We start from the raw sequence: 19,737 nt of genomic DNA on the forward strand, positions 1-19,737 counted from the left end.
TTGCATCCTGTGGATCCTGTCGTGCGACTGAATAGTATTATTGATGATGATTAATAATAGGATTTGCTATGCATAAGCAGGATTTAGAGCAGACTCTTTTGGATATTGACGAAGAGGCGGAGCTGGAAATAGGTCCAAGAGACGATAGACCGAGCGTTGTATTGGTGGGAGGGAGTGCCTTCATGCTTAACGATGTGACGAATCGGTCGGTTACACATGACATTGATGTGTTTGAGGCAGACAGGTGCCTCCGCGAGATCATAGCTCGATATCCCGAGGTGAATGGTATGGCGGTGTCATATTGTAATCAGATGCCATTCAATTACGAAGATCGTTTGGTTCCCTTGGATATTGGGGCGCGTTTTATCAGGTACTTTACGCCATCCTTGGAAGACCTGGCGGTAATGAAGCTCTATGCCTACCGTCCGAACGACATCGTCGATCTTCATAGCCAGGCATTCGTCGACCGACTTGATTGGGGACTGCTCGAACGGCTTATATTCGACGAGGGCGAGGCGCTGGCGTCGTCGCCTTCGGAGCGGAGTTATCAAGAGATGGTCTGCGCATACAGGCAATACAAAAAGGAGGTGCTCGGTTGAATCTGACCTTTGAGGGATTCTTAAAAGGCTATTGCCGAGAGCTATCCGGACAGCAGTCACTCAGTTTTAGAAAACTGGTTAAGCAGGCGACGACGGTTGCGCCGCGCGTGGCGGAGCCCCTGTTTTTGCTCGCTTTGGCGCAGGGTAAAGCCGAATACGTTCTGGGCTTATCCGAGGGTTCGTGGATGGAAGAGGGTTACCGAGGCGTTTTGTCCTTGTACGCCCAAACGGGTAGCCTGGCATCTCTATGCGCCGAGGACAAACTCCCTAATCGTTATGCCAACGTTTGGCGTGCGTATAGAGCGGTGAAGGAAAAGCCAGTGGCGGACAGAAGGATCAACGCTCTGATGCGAAAAAGAACGTTGGGAGCGCTAGGGGAATCGGGCGTAACGCGCTACGGTCTCTGCCGCGATTTGAATCTGAATAAGGGAAACGTGTACGCATACTTAGCCGGCGATGACTCAAAGGTGAGCAGGGAGACGGCGCGCCGCATTATGGAATATGCGGAGGAGAGGGGCGCCCAAGAAGGGGCCGGGCGCCCGGTGCGTGTGGCGGGGTAAGATTGATCGCGGTTTTGATTGATGATCGATTGGGTTTGTTGGGCGGAGTCTATGTCTGCTGTTGATATTGTGCTGGTCGTGATCGCCTTGGTGGCGGTAGGAGTGGCTGTGGCTTGCGCCCTGCAGCTCAAGGGCCTTCGCGCCGAGCTGCGAGAGCGCAGCGATGGCGGTGCGGAGGCGCTGGCGGCACTCGAGCAGGCTAACAACGCGCTCGATGCCCTGAACGTCGCGCTGGCCGAAACCCGCCGCACGGCCAATGCCATCGCGCAGCAGCAGACGACAGATGCGGCCGTGGAGCAGCAACGTTACCTGAACATCGCACGCGAGTTTTCGCAAGCTGGTGACCGGATGGATGACCTGCGCCGCGAGACGGCCCAACAACTCGGTGCCAACCGCGAGGGCATCGAGCACCGCCTGGACAAGGTGCGCGAGACGGTCGATGCCCAGCTGGGTGCTATCCGCAAAGATAACAACGTGCAACTCGATCAGATGCGCGCGACGGTGGACGAGAAGCTCTCCCGCACGCTCAACGATCGCCTGTCGGCATCGTTTAAGCAGGTGAGCGACCAGCTCGAGGCCGTGTACAAGGGCCTGGGCGACATGCAGTCCATCGCCACCGGCGTGGGCGACCTTAAGCGCGTGCTGGGCAACGTAAAGGCGCGTGGCATTTTGGGCGAGGTGCAGCTGGGTGCAATCCTGGCGGACATCCTCACGCCCGACCAGTATCTGGAAAACGTCGCCACCAAGCCCGGCGCCTCGGAGCGCGTTGAGTTTGCCGTCAAGCTGCCAGTAGACGAGGACGATCCCGTGCTGCTGCCGATCGACTCCAAATTCCCGGGCGATGCGTACGAGCATCTGCTCGACGCCCAGGAGTCGGGTGACGCTGAGGCCGTCGCCGCTGCGCGTAAGACGCTCGATGCCATGGTCAAGCGCGAGGCCAAGGACATCTGCGAAAAGTACCTGAGTGTGCCGGCAACGACCAACTTTGGCATTATGTTCGTGCCGTTTGAGGGGCTGTACGCCGAGGTTGTCAGTCGTCCGGGACTTATCGAGACCCTGGGCCGCGACTATCACGTCAACGTTGCCGGTCCCAGCACCATGGCGGCTATCCTTAACAGTCTACAGATGAGCTACCAGACGTTTAGGCTGCAAAAACGCACCGATGACGTGCTGCGCGTGCTTTCTGCCGTCAAGGCCGAGCTGCCGCGCTATCAGGCGGCGCTGCGCCGCGCCCAGCAGCAAATCGAGACCGCGGGAAAGACGGTCGAGGGCATCATCACCACGCGCACCAACGTCATGGAGCGCAAGCTCAAGGACATCGACGCGCTGGAAGACGCCGACCAAGCTGATGTGATCTTGGGACTCACGCCCGCGGGCCTTCTCACAGACCAAGAAGACGAGGAATAATTACAACAAGACGGTGGGGCGCCGGCGCAAACGCGGGCACCCCGCTGCTTTTCGCATCGTGCTTGCCTGAAGTGCGCTTTATTATGCAACAATGACGTTTAGCCCCGCCAGATGTGAAAGGAAGCCCATGTCACAGAGAAGCACCAGTCCGCTCAAACGCTCAACCGTGCGCCGCACGCTACAGCGTTTTTGGGACGTCACGCGCACGCAGCCGCTGATCGTCTTTCTTTCGGTGCTCTCGTCGGCGGGCTACATCTTTTTGCTCACGTTTGCCAACACCTACGTGATGGCGCTTATCGTCGACCGCGTCCAGGCCGGCCCCGTGGCGGGCGACCGGGTGTTTGAGGTCTTTGGCCCCTACATTCTGGCGCTCGTGCTCGTTAACCTAGTGGGCCAAATCCTCTCCAAGCTGCAGGACTACACCGTCTACAAGCTCGAGATTGCGGGCAACTATCACTTGGCGCGCCTGTGCTTCGACACGCTCTCCAATCAATCCATGACATTCCACACCAGCCGTTTTGGCGGATCGCTTGTGAGCCAGACGAGCCGTTTTATGAGCGGCTACACGGGGCTGGTGGACGTGACGGTGTATTCGCTCATTCCCACTATCACCTCGGTTGTCTGCACGGTGGCGGCGCTCGCTCCGGTGGTGCCGACGTTTACCGTGATCCTGGTGGGCATTATGGTCGTCTACATTGCGTTTGTCTGGCTCATGTATAAGCGCATCATGCCGCTTTCGGCCGCGACGTCCGCCGCGCAGAACAAGCTGTCGGGCGTGCTTTCCGACGCGGTCACGAACATCCTGGCCGTCAAGACCTGCGGACGCGAAGACTTTGAGCGCGACCTGTTCGATGCTGCCGACCGCGCCGCGCGCGACGCCGAAACGGTTTCGATGCACGCCATGATGCAGCGCAACTTTACAACCTCGGGCCTTATCGTCATCACCATGGCCGTGGTGAGCGTGTTCGTCGCGGGCGGCAACGCGTGGTTTGGCATCTCGGCCGGCGCGCTCGTCATGATCTTTACCTATACGTACAACCTCACCATGCGTCTGAACTACGTAAGCTCCATGATGCAGCGCATCAACCGCGCGCTGGGCGATGCGGCCGAGATGACGCGCGTGCTGGACGAGCCGCGTCTGGTGGCAGACGACGAGAACGCTCCCGAGCTCAAGGTGGGCGAGGGCGCGATTGATTTTGAGCACCTGAGCTTTGCATACCGCGACGCCGCGGCGGGCGAGAGCGTGTTCGACGACCTGACACTTCATGTGGCGGCGGGTCAGCGCGTGGGCCTGGTGGGCAAATCGGGCTCGGGCAAGACGACGCTCACCAAACTGTTGTTGCGCCTGGACGACGTACAGGGCGGTCGCGTACTCGTGGACGGTCAGGATGTCTCGCGCTGCACGCAGCAGAGCCTGCGCCGCCAGGTCGCCTACGTGCCGCAGGAGGCGCTGCTGTTTCACCGCTCCATTCGCGAGAACATCGCCTACGGCCGCCCCGATGCCACCGACGAACAGATCCGCGAGGCGGCCCGCTTGGCCAATGCCCTGGAGTTTATCGACCGCCTGCCCCGGGGCTTTGACACCATGGTGGGCGAGCGCGGCGTTAAGCTTTCGGGCGGTCAGCGCCAGCGCGTGGCCATCGCCCGTGCCATCCTCACCGACGCGCCGATTCTGGTGCTCGACGAGGCGACCTCTGCCCTGGATAGCGAGTCCGAGGCACTGGTGCAGGAGGCGCTTGAGAACCTGATGCGCGGCCGCACCTCCATTGTGGTGGCACATCGCCTGTCCACCGTGGCGGCGCTCGACCGCATCGTGGTGCTGGCGGACGGCGAGATTGTCGAGGACGGTACGCATGCGCAGCTTGTCGAGGCAGGCGGCGAGTATGCGAGCTTGTGGGGCCGCCAGACCGGCGCATTTTTGGAGGCGTAAAGACCCCATACGTGGGACAATCGTGCCCATAGGTTTGTTATGTCGCTGAGCTGAGGAGTCGTTATGCCACGCGAGACCAATGCCGCCAAACGCGAGCGCGCCGTTGAGGTGTGCGAGCGCCTCAACCGTCGCTATGGCCCGGTTGAGTGTTTTTTGGACCACGAGAATCCCTATAGGCTGCTCATAGCGGTGTTGCTCTCGGCGCAGACGACCGACGCGCAGGTCAACAAGGTGACGCCGAAGCTGTTTGCCCAGTGGCCCACGCCCGAGGCCATGGCGGGGGCGAGCGTTGCCGATGTGGCAGATACCATTAAGTCGCTCGGCTTCTATAAGAGCAAGGCCAAGCACGCCGTGGAGGCCGCACAGATGATTGTCGCCGATTACGGCGGCGAGGTGCCGGCCGACATGAAGGAGCTTGTCAAGCTGCCGGGCGTTGGGCGCAAGACGGCGAACATTGTGCTCAACGTGGGGTTTGGCATTGTCGAGGGCATCGCGGTCGATACGCACGTCAACCGCATCGCGCACCGTCTGATGCTGAGTCCCAAGACGCACGCCAAAGAGCCGCTCAAGACCGAGCAGGATCTGCTCAAGATCTTGCCGCACGAGTATTGGGAGTCGGTCAACCACCAGTGGATCACCTTTGGCCGCGAGATCTGCGATGCCCGCAAACCCAAGTGCGACGGGTGCCCACTGGCAGACCTTTGCCCCAGTGTACGGGTGGCTCAATAGCTTTTTGCAAACTTTTTTGCAAAAAAGTCTCAAACTTTCTTCATTGCTAACGGGGGCACTTTTACTAACGGAGACCCCAACCAGTGTTATTCGACGAATGAAAACGGCGAGATTAATCAGCCCGCTTCTCCGGTGCGCGATGGATACGTCTTTGACGGCTGGTATTATGACGGCAGTTTTACCAATGCTGTCGATTTTTCCCAGCCCCTTCAGGGCGGTGCAGATCACTTCGTGCTGTTCGCCAAGTGGACTGAGGCTTCCTCGAAGGTGCTTAATGTGACCTACGAAGCCAATGGCGGTCAGTTCGCCGACGGCAACGATACTATGCAGGTCGTAACCGATACTAACGGTATCGCACGCCTGCCGCTTCAGCCAACCCGCGAGGGCTATGACTTCCTTGGTTGGTCGTACGATCGCGACGGAAATGACCCCGTCGACTTCACGAAGGCTATCGTTGCGGGCAGCGGTCACGCGACCCTTTATGCCCAGTGGAAGCAGAACAACGAGAAGACGGTTCTCTATGTTGCCAATGGTGGCGCTTTCGCCGATGGCAATGAGACCATGGAGGGCGTTACCGACAGCAACGGCGTCGCCCGCCAGCCCCTGGCCCCGACCCGCAAGGGCTACACCTTCACCGGCTGGACCTACGACCGCGAGGGCACCGATCCTGTCGACTTCACCAAGCCTATCCCGGGTAGCGGTCAGCACGTTACGTTCTTCGCTCAGTGGGCAGAGCTTGCTAACAATGAGAAAGACGTCCTCTACTTCACCAACGGCGGTGTGTTCGCTGATGGCAACGAAGTTCTCCAGGGCGTGACCGATGCCGACGGCGTCGCCCGCCAGCCCCTGGCCCCGACCCGCGAGGGCTACACCTTCGCCGGCTGGACCTACGACTCCGAGGGCACCGACCCGGTCGTCTTCAGCAAGCCCGTCCAAGGCGGCGGTGACCACGTGACGTTCTACGCCCAGTGGACCAAGAACGAGACGCCTGCTGTCCAGACGCACAAGGTCAATTTCTATGTTGATGGTTCCACCACTACGGTTGAGGTCGAGGACGGCAAGACTGTTGCTCAGCCCAGTGATCCTTCCATCGACGGCTTCAACTTTGTCGGCTGGTCTTCTTCCAAGGAGTCCTTTAAGAAGTTTGACTTCTCTACTCCTATCACTGAGGACACCACTGTCTACGCTTTCTTTACCGCTAAGACCCCCAAGTCCGAGACTTTGAAGAAGGATGAGGGCAAGAAGCAGGTTACTGCTGACAAGAAGGACGAGGCTAAGGCCGAGAAGAAGGACGCCGCCGCCCTCCCTACCACTGGCGACCCGATCTTTGTAGTGACCTCAGCTGCTTCCCTTGCCGGCGCCGTGGCTGCCGCCGTGGGCATGTACATGACCAAGCGTCGCGAGCACTAATCTCTGCTAGCGTTTACCTCCGGGCTTAATTAGCCCAAACCTGATAGTCGCGTGGGGACCCGACCCCCACGCGGCTTTTATGTTTTAGTTATCTTGCGTAAGTTTTGTCGGCTCCTGCATCCGTATTTAGATGTCCGCGTCATATAAAGGAGCGCCGCTGCGATGCGTGCAGCGGCGCTCCTTTGAGTTGATTCTTATTGTATGTGCTCGGCCCTAGGCCAGCGCGCGTACGTTTGAGGAGATCTTCAGCACCAAAAACTCGGTCGAGGAACCCAGCTTGAGCAGGTCGCCGTCGTGGATAGGAATCTGACTGTCCTCGTCATCGGCGGTGCGCAGCGAGCGTGGCTTTTCGATAACGGTGGTCGTGCCGTTGCGTGTCACCAGCACCGTTCCGTTGGTGGAGTGAAGGCCGCTCGCGAGCCACGTGCCGTTAGAAAATGCTACACGCAGGTGCCGGCGGGATACATCGGGTCCTACGTTGGTGATGGCGTTTTGGTCGTGTGCAAAAGAGCCAAGTACCGTACCCTCGGGCTCGAGGCTCAAAGGATAGATTGGCGGCAAGGCCGAGCCGTCTTTCGCAAGCCTGAGCAGCCCCAGTTTTGCAGGAGGCTCGTTGACCTTGCGGTTAGTGCCTTGTGCCTGGACGACCTCGGCGGTCTCGAGCGTGCCAAAGGTCTGGGCCAGTTGCGTTATGGCAAAGTCTTTGACCTCGGAGGCGGCGGCGTTGGGATCGGCCAAGCATCCGCAGACCGTTAGCGCAAGAAGCTCCAAAAGGCGCCGGTCGCTTTGCTTGAGGCCCGGCATGACGGCGATGCGGTCAAAGATATTGCGCAGGATGGAACCATCGAGCCCCCAGTGTTCGAGCGACGTCGCCATGCGCTCGAGGGCACGCGTCGTAATGGCTTGCTGGCGAGCGTTGGCGGCCGCTGGACTGCTGCCGCTGGCGATTTTTGCAGCGGCAGCCAAGTTCTGGACGCTCTGCGAAAAATCGGCAAACATCTCGGGGTCGATCTTGTCGGTACCCGGAACGACGTGCACCACGCGTCGCGATAGAAACGTCTTTTCGGCAATGCGAAACCTTGGGGCCGGTTTGGCGTCCATCGGCTTGTCCGAAACCAAGATGCGCGCCGCTTCTCGATTATTGATCTGCAGGTCGCACTTAAGGAAATCAAAGAGCACCTCGGAAGGTGTTTCCGCGCGCATGATGCGAGGCTCCTTTCTGGTATCCGGTGAAGGTATTAGATGCAAAAGCCGGGTAGGACATAGGTCTTTTGGTCTGGTTTGTTTCCGGGCGTTGCCCAGCTAAACACGTCGCCGTCTCTTCCAACGCGGTTAAAGTACGTCGAGTTGGCGCCCTCGCTGCAGTCGGCGCTGGGGGTGCGCTCCCAGTAGTAGATCTTTTTGCCGGCGACGGTGCGGATCATGGCGTCGTTGGTGGTCAGACCGCTTACGCTCTGCTCGCGATAGAGCTGGTACTGCTCGCCTTCTCCGCTGTAGAGGGTAGAAAGGTACTCGTAGCCTTCTGCGAACGTTTCGGGCGCCTGGTAGCCGCACAGCTCGCTCATGGACGGCAGCCACAGCTTGTCATCGGTGGCGGTGATGCTGGAGGCGTCTTTGGTGCCGCCGGTGTTGTTGGTGAGCTTTCGCACCGAGCGAATCTGATTGCGGAGATCGTCGGGCAGCGTAGCCATGCCCTTGTCCGCCAACCATTCACGAAGCGACGATTGCTCCCAGCCACCCGTCGCGGCGCTGTCGTTTACGGCGCGCATGGCGATGGGGGTACGGAACATAAAGGTGATGCCAGCGGGAAGGCCGTCATCGGTGAGTGTGTCTGCCTTAAAGCCCACGATCTGGATTTGTGCCTTGGTCCCGTCGGAAAGCCTGACGGTCTTGGTGTTCTCGTTTTCGAGCGACTGCTTGCTGTTTACCAGGTGGTAGGTTTCGGCAATCTCGAGCACCTTTTTGCTGGAAGATGTCTCTTGGATTTTGCGGGAGATCAGGGCGAGTTCTTCCCAGGTGTAATCGTCGAGTGACGGCTTGATGCCGTGCGCCAGGTCGATAAGCCCCCAGCATCCCGTGGCAATGGCAGAGCCTGCTATGCCGGCAACGCAGACGCCGCCGAGCACGAGCGCAGCGCGACGCGAGATGACTGGGTGACGCGTCTGAGCCTTGTCGGAGCAGGAAGGCTTCGGTTGCTGGCTAATGTCGATCGGGGTGGGCAGCGGCGTGCGCGGCTCAAAATCGATGTCTTTAATCCAGGCATCGAGCTTGCCGACAATCGTAGACAGCGGCGCGCGCTGGGACTGCTCGTTATGGATGCCGCTCATGATGACATCGACAAGCATTTGGTCGCCTGGTACGCGTGCCTCAAGCGGCTCGTGCTCGTGCTCGATCTTGTACAGGTAGGGCGACTGGTCCATATGCTCGTTTAGGCGATATGGCGTGTGGCCGGCATAGAGCGTGTAGAGTACGCTGCAGAGCTCGTATGTATCGATGCTGGGCGACGTACGCAGCGGCGCCAGCTCGGGGATGTCGTTGGAGAGCATCTCGGGTGGGGCGAACTCGGGGGTGCCGTTGCGCCAGATGCCGGTGGACATGGTAAACGAGGGGTCTGAGCGCTTGATGCTCGAGCTGCCCAGATCGACCAGGCAAAGGTCAAAACTGCAGTGTGCAATCTGCTGGGCAAGGGACCGGCACGTCGTGCGAATGATGATATTGCGCAAGGAGATATCACGGTGTACAAACGGCGCATCGAGCTTTTGGGCACCCAGGAGAATCTCTCCCAGGCGTTTTCCAATCGCGGCGACGGTGTTTGCGGGAATGTGGCCGCCCTCGGCGGGGTCGGTTAGCTCTGCCGCAGCATCGCGAAGGGGCAGGCCTTCAATCCACTCCATAACGATGACCGGTACGGAGCCGGTATAGCCGTAGCCATAGGTTTTGGGAAAGCCGTCCAACAGTGAGACGGCTGCAAGATTGCGATACTCCTCGGTAAGCGTCTTGATGTCCGAGGGGCTGACGGCGGAGCCGTCTTCATCACAGCCGCTGAGGGGCCACAGCGTCTTGAGCGCAAAGGTCTCGCCCTCGGTGTTGGCGACCTTGCGAAGATGGTGGGAACCGCCGCCGACTGCCCCGCAATCCAACAGGGTGGTAAAGCGGCGAATAGTATCGGGGTCTTCGGTGGTCGCAAACATGGCGTTTGGTTCAAAGGGGGACAACGCGATGATATTCATATCCGTGTCGTACGTCACGGGGCGATCCTTTCGAGAAAAAAGTGCATGGCGATAATGTTAGTGAAAAGGTAGCGCAACCGTTGCCTTAATCGAAAAGGTGCCGTTATTTGCATGGGTTGATGCAAATAACGGCACCTTGTGCGTCGAAGATGTGTGGGCGGGCTAGTCTGTGATGCGAATGACCAAGAAGCGCGTCGTGGCGCCCAAGCAAAGCGTGTCTCCGTTGTGAATCTCGACGGGGGTGTTGGCAAAGTTGGCGGGGCGCTCGCGTCTAGGCGGTTCGATAGCCTGTCGGCAGCGATCGACGCCCGAGATCAAAAACGATCCGTTGGTGGAGCCGAGGCCCTGCGCAAGCCAGCGTCCGTCTTGGAGCCAAATGCGCAGGTGCTGACGCGAGACATCGGAATCGACGTCGGTGATGGCGTTCTCGTCGCTCGTCAGCGACCCGATAATGCTGCCCGCCGGGTCCGTGGTAAGGGGATGCAACGGCGGTCGTGCCGAGTTGCCCACGACGCGCAGCAGCCCCAGGCGAATGTCTCCCGTGGGGCGCGCGGTTGTCGAGAAAAATGAGGTGACGGTTGTCTCGACCGTGCCGAGTGTCGAGAGCATCTGGTCGGACACAAAGGACTCGGTGTATTCGATGGCGCGGGCGGGGTCGCCAAGGCAGCCGGTAACGATAAAAAAGACCAGATGGATGTAGAAGCGATCTTTAATGTCACTATCGTCAGCGGTCTCGATGCGCTCGACGCCGTTTTTAAAGAGCATGCCGTCGACGCCGCAATTGGTAAGGGCATCCTGCATGTCTGGGGCGCACGATTCCATATAGCGTTTAGCGACCTTGCTCAGCGATTGGGGGTCGGAGCCTCGGTTTTGTATGATGAGGTTGAGTATCTGGCGCGCACTTTGTTCAAAGGGCGCAAACAGCGACTCGGGAAGGTCACCGGGTTTGGCGTGAACGATTTCGCGTGAGATAAACGACGGGACCATCAAGCGTTCGGAGATGAGGCGTCCACCGTAACGGGCGTTGCCGTCCATGAGAATTTGCGCGGCGTTACCGTTGTTGATGCGACCGAGTGACTTGAGCCCGGCGTACAGTGCACAAGATGGAGTGTCGGCCATTTGTTTTCACCCCCCCCCCTCATCAAAAAGTGACATTGTATACGCAAGTATCTTCAATTATAGGCGCTTTTCAGCTCGAAATGCTCGCCAGGGGGCGCGGACGGTGTAAATTGCTGCCAGAAGACAGCAAATTAAAAAGCGGAAAGCGGATTAATAAGCTGGGAAACGCGTTGGCAAGACCGTTGTGGGCAACATTTGGCATGATGTCGCTTTGGCTTTTGGTCACGGGACCGTGCGGTACCATAAGCGTCAATGAACTTTGACGCACGACCCGCCGAGCTTGCCCCGGCGGGCTTTTGGCGTTGCGATGCCGGAGGAACAGCATGCTCATTCACCGTATAGCCGCGCAGCTCTACACTGCCGAGGCCTTGCAGACCGTCGAGGCCGGGCTCGACGCCGGCGAGGATGTGACGCTGGCCGTGTCGCAGTCGGGCCGCACGCTTATGGCGGCTGCTCAGTTTGCGCGCCGCCCGCGCCCTACGGTCTACATTGTGAGCGGCGAGGACGCGGCCGATCGCGCCGCGCGCAGCCTGGCCGCCTACGTGGGCCTGGCGCACGTGTGCCGCTTTCCCGAGCGCAAGGACTATCCGTGGCGCGAGCAGGCACCCGACGATGCCGTGGTGGCGCAGCGCTGCGAGGCTCTGGGGCGTATCGTGCGCGGGGACAACTGCATCATGGTTGCCTCGGCCCGCGCGCTGCTGCGTTGCGTGCCGCCAGTCGAGAGCTGCTACTGGGAGTCCACGACCTTTGCGGTGGGCGAGGAGATTCCTTTTGACGAAGTGCCGCAGCGCCTGGTGGGCATGGGCTACACCAATGCCGGCGCCGCCGACGCACCCGGCCTGTTCCGCGTGCACGGCGACACCGTCGAGGTATTCCCCGCACAAGAGAAAGCGCCCGTGCGCATTGAGTTCTTTGGCGACGAAATTGATCGCATTCGCCGTATGGTGAGCTCTACGGGCCAAACCATCGGCAACGAGGACAGCATCGAGATCTTCCCGTGCCGCGAGCTGGCGCTTACCGACGAAGCCGTTCACAACATGCACGTGGCGCTCTATCGCGCAAGCCAGAGCGACAGCAAGCTGGCGGCACTGCTCGAGATGGTTGATGCGCGTATCGTCACACCCGAGCTCGACCGCTTTTTGCCGGTGATGTACGGCCAGACCGTGAGCCCGTTGGCGCACGTGAGCGGCAAGGCGCTTGTGGTTCTGTCCGAGCCGCGCTCGCTGTTCGACGACTGCCTGCGTGCCTACGAGGATATCGAGGCGCGCGCCGGCGAGGCGGGGATTGACCGCTTGGACGGCCTGTACGTGCGCGCCCAGCAGCTCGACTTTGGTGCTCAGCAGCGCCTGAACTACGTGAGCCTGATCCGCGCCGGCGGTGCGGTTACGGCAGAGCTCAAGATTGAGCAGCCGGCTATCGCAGGCTCGGACAACCGCTTTATGACGCGCGTTCAGGAAGTCGTGGGCAAGCGCTATGCCTGCGTGTTTGCCATTCCCGACCGCGGAGCGCGCGAGTCGATGGAGCTCACCTTTGGCGACGAGGGCATTACCTTTGAGGAGTCGCTGACGGCCGCCCCCGAAAACGCCGGTGTTATTGGCGAGCGCGTACGCGTGGCAGCGGCAGATTCTGCCGACCGTGCTGCCCGCCAGGAGGCCCATGCTGCAATTCGCGAGCGCAAGGCCGACGCGCTCAACGCCCGCTCGCTCGAGGCGGGCGCCGCCCAGGCTGCCGCCGGTGCTGCCGTACCCACCATCTCGCGCGGACGCGTGACCTTTGTGGATGCCGCCCTGCCGCAGGGCGTGGTGGTGCCCGATGCCAACCTAGCCGTGTTCTCGATCGCCGATCTCAATGCCCGCATGGACGCCAACCGCGCGCGCAGCCGTCGCAAGGTGGACATTACGCAGATCACGTTTCCGTTTAAGCCGGGCGACTACGTGGTGCACGCTACCCACGGCATCGCGCTCTTTAGCGAGATCGCGCGCCAGGAAGTGGGCGGCAAGGAGCGCGACTACTTTTTGCTGGAATATGCCGACGGCGACAAGCTCTACGTGCCGCTTGAGCAGGTCGACCGCATCACGCGCTATGTTGGTCCCGACGGCGACAAGCCGCGCCTGACTAGGCTCAATACCGCCGACTGGACGCGTGCCACCAACAAGGCGCGCAAGAACGCCAAAAAGCTGGCGTTTGACCTGGTCGATCTGTATACGCGCCGTTCGTCGATTACCGGTATCGCCTGCCCGCCCGATACGCCCGAGCAGATCGAGATGGAGGAGAGCTTTCCTTACGACGAGACGCGCGACCAGCTGGAGGCCATCGCCGATATTAAGGCCGACATGGAGGCGCCCAAGCCCATGGACCGCCTGCTGTGCGGCGACGTGGGCTTTGGCAAGACCGAGGTTGCCCTGCGCGCGGCGTTTAAGTGCGTGGACTCCGGCCGTCAGGTCATGGTGCTCTGCCCCACGACCATTCTGGCCCAACAGCACTACGAGACCTTCTTTGAGCGCTTTGCCCCGTTTGGCCTCGAGGTCGAGGTGCTCAGCCGCTTTCGCACGCCGGCGCAGCAGAAGCGCGCGCTCAAGGCGTTTGCCGAGGGCACGATCGACGTGCTCATCGGCACGCACCGCCTGCTTTCGGCCGATGTGAACCCCAAGAACCTGGGTTTGGTGATCATCGACGAGGAGCAGCGCTTTGGCGTGCAGCACAAGGAGCAGCTCAAGAACCTGCGCGAGCAGATTGACGTGCTCACGCTTTCGGCAACGCCTATTCCGCGAACCATGCAGATGGCCACGAGCGGCGTGCGCGACATGAGCCTGATCACCACGCCACCGACCGGGCGCCGCCCCGTGATCGTGCACGTGGGGGAGTACGACCCCGACGTGGTGAGCGCGGCGATTCGCCTGGAGGTGGGCCGCGGCGGCCAGGTGTACTACGTGTCCAACCGCGTCAAGACCATCGACGACGCCGTGGCACGCGTACACGAGGCCGCGCCCGAGGCGCGCGTGGGCGTGGCGCACGGCAAGATGAGCCCGCGCGAGGTCGAGGACGTCATGATCGAGTTCGCGACCAAAAAGATCGACGTGCTCATCGCCACGACCATCGTGGAGAGCGGCATAGACAACGCGACCGCCAACACGCTGATCATCGAGGATTCGCAGCGCTTGGGCCTGGCGCAGCTCTACCAGCTCAAGGGCCGCGTGGGCCGTTCTGCCACGCAAGCCTACGCGTACTTTATGTTCCCGGGCGAGCTGCCGCTCACCGAGGAGGCTACGGCACGCCTGACCGCACTCTCCGAGTTCCAGGACCTGGGCAGCGGCATGCGCATCGCCATGCGCGACCTGGAGATCCGCGGCGCCGGCTCGCTCATGGGCGCCGAGCAACACGGCAACCTGTCGAGCGTGGGCTTTGACCTGTTTACGCAGATGCTGGGCCAGGCCGTGGCCGAGGCGCGCGGCGACGACGATGCCGGTGTGGAGGCGGCGAGCGTGGGCATCAACCTGCCGGCCGACTACTTCTTGTCCGAGGAGTACCTGCCGGCGGTGGATCAGCGCGTGCTCGTATACCGTAAGCTTGCGGCGGCCGGGGACCTGGAGAGCATCGACGAGGTGCAGGAAGAGACCGAGGCCGCGCATGGCGAGCTGCCGTTGGCGGGACTCAACCTGTTCAATCGCGCGCGAATCCGCATTCGCGGCGAGCGCCTGGGGCTCGAGAGCGTTACGCTCAGCGGCGGTCGCATCACGTTTTTGGGCGTCGACGTTCCCAAGAAGGTGGCCTATGAGCTTAAGACCCGCTATGGCGCGGTAAACTTCCCCAAGAGCCGCAAACTGTCGGTGCCCTACAAGGCGGGCGCCGGCGCGGGCAGCGGCCTGGGTCGCGGTCTCGACGCCAACGACGGTACCGGCCCCGTGGCCGCGGCACTCATGCTGCTGCAGCAGCTGGGCACGTCCGACGATGACTAACGGGTCGACGTCGTAAACGCCCCATTTGGGCAATCTGGTTCCATCGAAAGGAAAGCATGTTCGGGTACATCTATAAGAAAGATGCCGCTGCTATCGCGGTTATCCTTGCCCTCTGCCTGGGCGTGGGCAGTTTCTTCGATTATCAGATCTCGAGCGCGCTGTTCAACATCGGCAGTATGTACGGCCGCTTTATCGAGGCGACCGGCGAGCTGCCGTTTGAGCTGACGGCGAGCGTCGCGGGCGTTATGCTCGTGCGCGCGGTGCGTCCCGACTCCAGGGGGAGCAAATGGCTCGCCGTGCTCGGCATCCTCGTCAATGTTGGCCTGACCGGCTACGAGATCGTTTCGTCCCTGAGGGTTGGCGGCAAACTCATCGTGGCTCAGTTGGTGCTGACGTTTGTGCTGGCCATCGTCGCCAACCTTATCGTCTATCGCCTCACGCGCACGACCGAGCCCGACGAGCTCACACGCTGGGCGCTCATGGTGCTTGCCGTGTGGGTCGCTCAGGCCATCATCCTCAACGTGATCGTCAAGCCGCTGTGGTCGCGCCCGCGCATGCGCGTGATCGAGGTGACGCCGGGGCTCGAGTTTCAGCCGTGGTGGGTGATCGGCAACCCCGACAAGCGGGCCTATATTGCCGCCGGTGTAGTCAAGGACGGCTTTAAGTCGTTTGCGAGCGGACACGCGGCACACGCGGCGATCGGCCTTATGCTCGCCGGGCTTCCCGCAGCGGCCTTTAAGGAAAAGCCGTCGCGTCGTCGTGTGGTCTTTTGGACGGCGGCTGTGATTGTGGCGTTCGTCGCGTTTGGCCGCATCGTGATCGGAGCGCACTTTTTGAGTGATGTGATCTGCGGTTTTGCTCTGGTGCTGGCACTTGAGTGCCTTGCCGCGCGCATTGCCTATCCCAGCGGCGTACAATAGCTCCGTTTGAATCATCTGGCCGATACCCGGTAAGAGAGGATTGCCATGCTCGCGTTCAACAACGATTATTCCCACGGCGCACACCCGGCGGTGCTGCAGGCGCTCGTCGACACCAATATGGAGCCACAGCCCGGATACGGTACCGATGCGCATACCGAGCGTGCCAAGCAGCTTATCCGCGAGGCCTGTCAGGCCCCCGATGCCGACGTGTTTTTTCTGGTGGGCGGCACGCAGGCCAACGCGACGGTGATCGACATGCTGCTCGCGCCGTACGAGGGCGTCGTTGCTGCCGAGACTGGCCACGTCGCCTGCCACGAGGCGGGCGCCATCGAGTTTGGCGGCCACAAGGTGCTCACCATCCCCGGCTACGAGGGCAAGATGCACGCCGAGGACCTTGAGAACTATATCCAGGTGTTCTACGAAAACGAGAGCTACGAGCACACGGTGTTTCCGGGTGCCGTGTACGTGAGCCTATCGACCGAGTACGGCACGTTGTACTCCAAGGCCGAGCTCGCGGCGATTCACGCAGTGTGCCAGAAGCGCGAGATTCCGCTGTTTGTGGATGGCGCCCGCCTGGCCTATGCGCTGGCGGCCGATGAGTGCGACATTACCCTGCCCGAGCTGGCGCAGCTGTGCGACGTGTTCTACATCGGCGGTACCAAGTGCGGCGCGCTCTGCGGAGAGGCTGTGGTGTTCTGCGGTATGCACGCCCCGGCGCATCCCATTCCGCGTATTAAGCAGCATGGCGCGCTGCTTGCCAAAGGCCGCCTGACGGGCGTGCAGTTTGAGGCGCTCTTTACCGACGGCCTGTATTTTGAGATTGGTCGCCAGGCGATCGAGACGGCTCAGGCGCTGCGTCGCGTGCTGCACGAGCGCGGCTACCAGTTCTTCTTGGAGACGCCGACCAACCAGCAGTTTGTGATTCTGCCCAACGAGGACATGGCCCGCATTCGCGAGCATGCCTCGATTGAGTACTGGGAAAAGTACGACGAGACCCACACGGTGGTGCGCTTTTGCACCAGCTGGGCCACGACGCAGGAGGACATCGACGCGTTGGCGGCTGTCCTGTAGCCTGATGTAGTGACAAGGGGCTGCCCTGCGCCTGAGCTTGGCGCAGGGCAGCCTTTGTTTTTGAGGGGGAAGGGTTGTATGACCGAAATGTCCGAGCCGACGATTCGCCTGGCGACGCCCGACGATGCGCCGGCGTTGCTTGCCATCTATGAGCCGTATGTGCGCCAGACGGCGATTACCTGCGAATACGAGGTTCCGAGCGTTGAGGAGTTCGCCGGGCGTATCGAGCGTACGCTCAAGCGATACCCGTATTTGGTGATGGAGCTGGACGGGCGTCCGGTAGGCTATGCCTATGTGAGTCCGCTCAACAGCCGCGAGGCATACGACTGGTCGGTCGAGACGTCGATCTACCTGGCGCGCGATGTGCGCCACGGCGGGCTGGGCCGCAAGCTGCACGATGCGCTCAAGCAATGCCTGATTGCGATGGGCATCACCAACATGTGCGCGCTCATCGCCGTGCCGCACGACAAGGACGACGAGTATCTGACGCACAACAGTCAGGATTTCCATGCCCATATGGGGTATCGCCTGGTGGGCACCTTCGACCGCTGCGCCCAAAAGTTCGGTCGCTGGTACGATATGTGTTGGATGGAGTTGGTCCTAGCCGAGCGCACACCCAACCAACCCAAACCAACCTGGTTCCCCGACCTCCCCAAACCTACCATTTAGGGACAGGTTTATTTTGGCAGGTTAGCCGATGGGTTCGGTGTATTTGGCGCGGTCGGTACGTTGGATGCGCTTGGAGACATGGAGCGGTCGGCCGTCGGTGTCGTAGACGTAGTCGGTGATCAGGATCAGCGCCTGCCCGCGCTCAACGTTGAGCAAAAACGCCTCGTTTTGCGAGGCATAGCACACCTCAAAGGTCTTATGCCCCTGTGCCGGTGCGCGATGGAACTCCTGTCGCAGCGTGGCGTAGAGCGAACCGTTGATATCGCGATCGATGAGCGTCTCGAAGCTTGGCGGCAGGTAGGTGGTCTCCAGGCACAGCGGCGCGTCGTCCAGGTAGCGCAGGCGGACAAGTTTGACGAGCTTGCTGCCCACGGCGGCGTCAAAGAACTTGGCTATGCTGCCGGCCGCCTTGGCAAAGCCCGAGTCCACGGTGCGCGTGGTGGGCTTCATGCCCTGGCCTTCGACCTGCTTGGTATAGCTCGAAAACACCAGGTTGTTCTCGTGGAGCGCGGGCGTGTCGGCCACAAAGGCGCCACGCCCGCGCTCGGTGCGCACCAGGCCCTCATCAACGAGCACCTTAAGGGCGTGGCGTACGGTGCTGCGTGACAGCCCCGATTCGTCCATGAGTTCCATCTCGGACGGCAGCTTGTCTCCGCGCGCATACGTGCCGGCAGCGATGCGATCGCGCAGCGTGCCCGCCAAGCGCTCGTATTGGGTCAGTTTCTTTTTAGATGTGACGCCCATATTACCAACCTATATCTAACCTGTATGCTTACCTAAGCAAGCATGTATTTAATAAAACAATAAAACTGCTGGTAGCGAGCTACCGAAAACCGCAGCAGCAAAATTTCTAAGACAAATATAGCATACAACTAGTCGACATAACCAAAACATGTATGTAACTTGTATGCCTGTGATGAGCATCAAACGAGAAGAAAGGCTGATGCACGATGACTACTCAGGAACAGGTTAAGGATGTCGTCTCCCAGGTTTTGGCCGACAAGGCAGACAAGGGCGGCATCAAGCGCGTCGTGTGGATTGGCGCCGGCGGATCCAACGGCGGTAACTATCCTGCCCAGTACTTTATGGAGCACGAGGCCACGCAGGTCGTGAGCTCCAGCTACACCAGCAACGAGTTCGTGCACGCCACGCCCGCCTATGTCAACGAGAACACCTTGGCCGTCGTCGTGTCCATGCGCGGCACCAAGGAGACTATCGTCGCCGCCCAGGTGGCCAAGGACCACGGCGCCAGCACCATCGCCATCTATGTTGACGAATCCGCCCTCACCGAGGTCTGCGACTACAAGATCCAGTACGACAGCTTGGCCGTCGACGAGTCCTGCATGGGCCGCACCAACTCCGCCGTCGTGACCATGATCGCCATGGAGCTCACGCAGCAGACCGAGGGCTATGCCGAGTACGAGACCGCCATGGCCGCCTTCGACTTGGTCGACCCCATCTATCGCAAGGCCGTCGAGTACACCCGTCCGCTCGCTGCCAAGTGGGCCGAGCAGAACGCCGACAAGCCCTGCATCAACGTGATGGCTCAGGGTCCGCTCTTTGGTGCCGCCTACGTCTTTAGCATCTGCAACGTGCAGGAGATGCTGCAAATCGACTCCTGCACCATCAACACCTGCGATTTCTTCCATGGCCCCTTCGAGATCCTGGACAAGCGTACCTCGCTGCTCCAGCTCATCAGCGTCGGCCGCAGCCGCTGCAACGACGAGCGCGGCATCCGCTTCGTCAACCAGTACGGTGGCGAGCGCGTCTATCAGCTCGACGCCAAGGAGCTCGGCCTCAACGACATCAAGGACAGCGTGAGCGAATACTTCAACCACCTGATCTTCGCGCCGATCCTCAACAACGTCTACATGCGCGCGCTCTCTGCCGTCACCCACAAGGACTATATGACGCGCCGCTACATGTGGAAGCTCGACTACTAGGAGTTACGCGGTTTTGCCAAACCGCGTAACGGCTCGACGCTGCAAACCCGCCAGAGCGGCAATCTGCCTTTCAACTTCGGCGGCATGACCAGAAGGTCAATGCCGCCTCGCTTCAAGGCACCTTGCTCGCTCTGGCGGGTTTTCGCTGACGTTGCCAAAGCATCGGCGTCGCCTTGGTCCAGATGTGGCAGTTG

Annotated in this window: 15 protein-coding genes; 11 read left to right on the forward strand and 4 right to left on the reverse strand. The window is 60.7% G+C overall.

The genetic code is table 11. The features are described from left to right. The first annotated feature begins 68 nt into the window (after positions 1 to 68). From ACTNDJ_RS02385 to ACTNDJ_RS02410, 6 genes are all read left to right on the forward strand, one after another. Positions 69 to 599 carry a DUF6036 family nucleotidyltransferase gene (locus tag ACTNDJ_RS02385; protein WP_441064174.1) on the forward strand — a complete coding sequence of 177 codons (531 nt, stop codon included), beginning with the start codon at positions 69 to 71 and terminating at the stop codon, positions 597 to 599. Beyond that, entirely contained in the window at positions 596 to 1,159 is a 564-nt protein-coding gene (locus ACTNDJ_RS02390) for a hypothetical protein (protein WP_427719501.1), read from the forward strand. The genes ACTNDJ_RS02385 and ACTNDJ_RS02390 overlap by 4 nt, the downstream gene beginning before the upstream one ends. 51 nt (positions 1,160 to 1,210) lie before the next feature. After that, a complete protein-coding gene (locus ACTNDJ_RS02395; RefSeq protein WP_441064175.1) occupies positions 1,211 to 2,566 on the forward strand; it encodes a DNA recombination protein RmuC in 1,356 nt (451 codons plus the stop codon). Between the two features lie 127 nt (positions 2,567 to 2,693). Further along, positions 2,694 to 4,496 carry an ABC transporter ATP-binding protein gene (locus ACTNDJ_RS02400; RefSeq protein ID WP_441064177.1) on the forward strand — a complete coding sequence of 601 codons (1,803 nt, stop codon included), beginning with the start codon at positions 2,694 to 2,696 and terminating at the stop codon, positions 4,494 to 4,496. Between the two features lie 63 nt (positions 4,497 to 4,559). Further along, complete coding sequence (gene nth, locus ACTNDJ_RS02405) at positions 4,560 to 5,225, forward strand: endonuclease III (protein WP_441064179.1); 666 nt, start codon at positions 4,560 to 4,562, stop codon at positions 5,223 to 5,225. A 42-nt stretch (positions 5,226 to 5,267) separates the two neighbouring features. After that, positions 5,268 to 6,635, forward strand: a complete 1,368-nt coding sequence (locus tag ACTNDJ_RS02410) for an InlB B-repeat-containing protein (RefSeq protein ID WP_441064188.1) — start codon at positions 5,268 to 5,270, stop codon at positions 6,633 to 6,635. A 213-nt stretch (positions 6,636 to 6,848) separates the two neighbouring features. On the opposite strand, the gene ACTNDJ_RS02415 is transcribed toward ACTNDJ_RS02410, so the two are convergent. The 3 genes from ACTNDJ_RS02415 to ACTNDJ_RS02425 form a co-directional block, all read right to left on the reverse strand. Further along, positions 6,849 to 7,838, reverse strand: coding sequence for an FHA domain-containing protein (locus tag ACTNDJ_RS02415; RefSeq protein ID WP_441054378.1), 990 nt, complete (start codon positions 7,836 to 7,838; stop codon positions 6,849 to 6,851). A gap of 35 nt (positions 7,839 to 7,873) precedes the next feature. Next, entirely contained in the window at positions 7,874 to 9,883 is a 2,010-nt protein-coding gene (locus ACTNDJ_RS02420; protein WP_441064180.1) for a DUF6273 domain-containing protein, read from the reverse strand. 144 nt (positions 9,884 to 10,027) lie between these two features. Continuing rightward, positions 10,028 to 10,984 (reverse strand): FHA domain-containing protein, encoded by a 957-nt coding sequence (locus tag ACTNDJ_RS02425; RefSeq protein ID WP_441083261.1) that lies wholly within the window; start codon positions 10,982 to 10,984, stop codon positions 10,028 to 10,030. A gap of 323 nt (positions 10,985 to 11,307) precedes the next feature. Between ACTNDJ_RS02425 and mfd the strand changes: the two genes are divergently transcribed. The 4 genes from mfd to ACTNDJ_RS02445 all read left to right on the forward strand — a co-directional run bounded on the left by mfd (position 11,308) and on the right by ACTNDJ_RS02445 (position 17,600). Then, positions 11,308 to 14,940, forward strand: coding sequence for a transcription-repair coupling factor (mfd, locus tag ACTNDJ_RS02430; RefSeq protein WP_441064183.1), 3,633 nt, complete (start codon positions 11,308 to 11,310; stop codon positions 14,938 to 14,940). A 56-nt stretch (positions 14,941 to 14,996) separates the two neighbouring features. Then, entirely contained in the window at positions 14,997 to 15,860 is an 864-nt protein-coding gene (locus ACTNDJ_RS02435; RefSeq protein WP_441064185.1) for a phosphatase PAP2 family protein, read from the forward strand. 45 nt (positions 15,861 to 15,905) lie between these two features. Next, positions 15,906 to 16,931, forward strand: coding sequence for a threonine aldolase family protein (locus ACTNDJ_RS02440; protein WP_118271027.1), 1,026 nt, complete (start codon positions 15,906 to 15,908; stop codon positions 16,929 to 16,931). Between the two features lie 78 nt (positions 16,932 to 17,009). Then, positions 17,010 to 17,600, forward strand: a complete 591-nt coding sequence (locus ACTNDJ_RS02445) for an N-acetyltransferase family protein (RefSeq protein WP_427793957.1) — start codon at positions 17,010 to 17,012, stop codon at positions 17,598 to 17,600. Between the two features lie 21 nt (positions 17,601 to 17,621). Here ACTNDJ_RS02445 and ACTNDJ_RS02450 read toward each other — a convergent pair whose 3' ends face one another. Then, a complete protein-coding gene (locus ACTNDJ_RS02450) occupies positions 17,622 to 18,344 on the reverse strand; it encodes a GntR family transcriptional regulator (protein WP_427747834.1) in 723 nt (240 codons plus the stop codon). 206 nt (positions 18,345 to 18,550) lie between these two features. Here ACTNDJ_RS02450 and ACTNDJ_RS02455 point away from each other — a divergent pair, with 206 nt between their 5' ends. Then, complete coding sequence (locus tag ACTNDJ_RS02455) at positions 18,551 to 19,543, forward strand: SIS domain-containing protein (RefSeq protein WP_441064187.1); 993 nt, start codon at positions 18,551 to 18,553, stop codon at positions 19,541 to 19,543. Positions 19,544 to 19,737 lie beyond the last annotated feature (194 nt).

Source organism: Collinsella sp. HCP3S3_D1 (assembly GCF_052064015.1).
Taxonomy (GTDB): domain Bacteria; phylum Actinomycetota; class Coriobacteriia; order Coriobacteriales; family Coriobacteriaceae; genus Collinsella.

Bases quoted from the DNA above. Each gene is read 5' to 3' on its own strand.
- mfd (WP_441064183.1), top strand. From the start codon at position 11,308: ATGCTCATTCACCGTATAGCCGCGCAGCTCTACACTGCCGAGGCCTTG.
- nth (WP_441064179.1), top strand. From the start codon at position 4,560: ATGCCACGCGAGACCAATGCCGCCAAACGCGAGCGCGCCGTTGAGGTG.
- ACTNDJ_RS02450 (WP_427747834.1), bottom strand. From the start codon at position 18,344: ATGGGCGTCACATCTAAAAAGAAACTGACCCAATACGAGCGCTTGGCG.
- ACTNDJ_RS02425 (WP_441083261.1), bottom strand. From the start codon at position 10,984: ATGGCCGACACTCCATCTTGTGCACTGTACGCCGGGCTCAAGTCACTC.
- ACTNDJ_RS02435 (WP_441064185.1), top strand. From the start codon at position 14,997: ATGTTCGGGTACATCTATAAGAAAGATGCCGCTGCTATCGCGGTTATC.
- ACTNDJ_RS02455 (WP_441064187.1), top strand. From the start codon at position 18,551: ATGACTACTCAGGAACAGGTTAAGGATGTCGTCTCCCAGGTTTTGGCC.
- ACTNDJ_RS02440 (WP_118271027.1), top strand. From the start codon at position 15,906: ATGCTCGCGTTCAACAACGATTATTCCCACGGCGCACACCCGGCGGTG.
- ACTNDJ_RS02395 (WP_441064175.1), top strand. From the start codon at position 1,211: ATGTCTGCTGTTGATATTGTGCTGGTCGTGATCGCCTTGGTGGCGGTA.
- ACTNDJ_RS02385 (WP_441064174.1), top strand. From the start codon at position 69: ATGCATAAGCAGGATTTAGAGCAGACTCTTTTGGATATTGACGAAGAG.
- ACTNDJ_RS02400 (WP_441064177.1), top strand. From the start codon at position 2,694: ATGTCACAGAGAAGCACCAGTCCGCTCAAACGCTCAACCGTGCGCCGC.
- ACTNDJ_RS02415 (WP_441054378.1), bottom strand. From the start codon at position 7,838: ATGCGCGCGGAAACACCTTCCGAGGTGCTCTTTGATTTCCTTAAGTGC.
- ACTNDJ_RS02445 (WP_427793957.1), top strand. From the start codon at position 17,010: ATGACCGAAATGTCCGAGCCGACGATTCGCCTGGCGACGCCCGACGAT.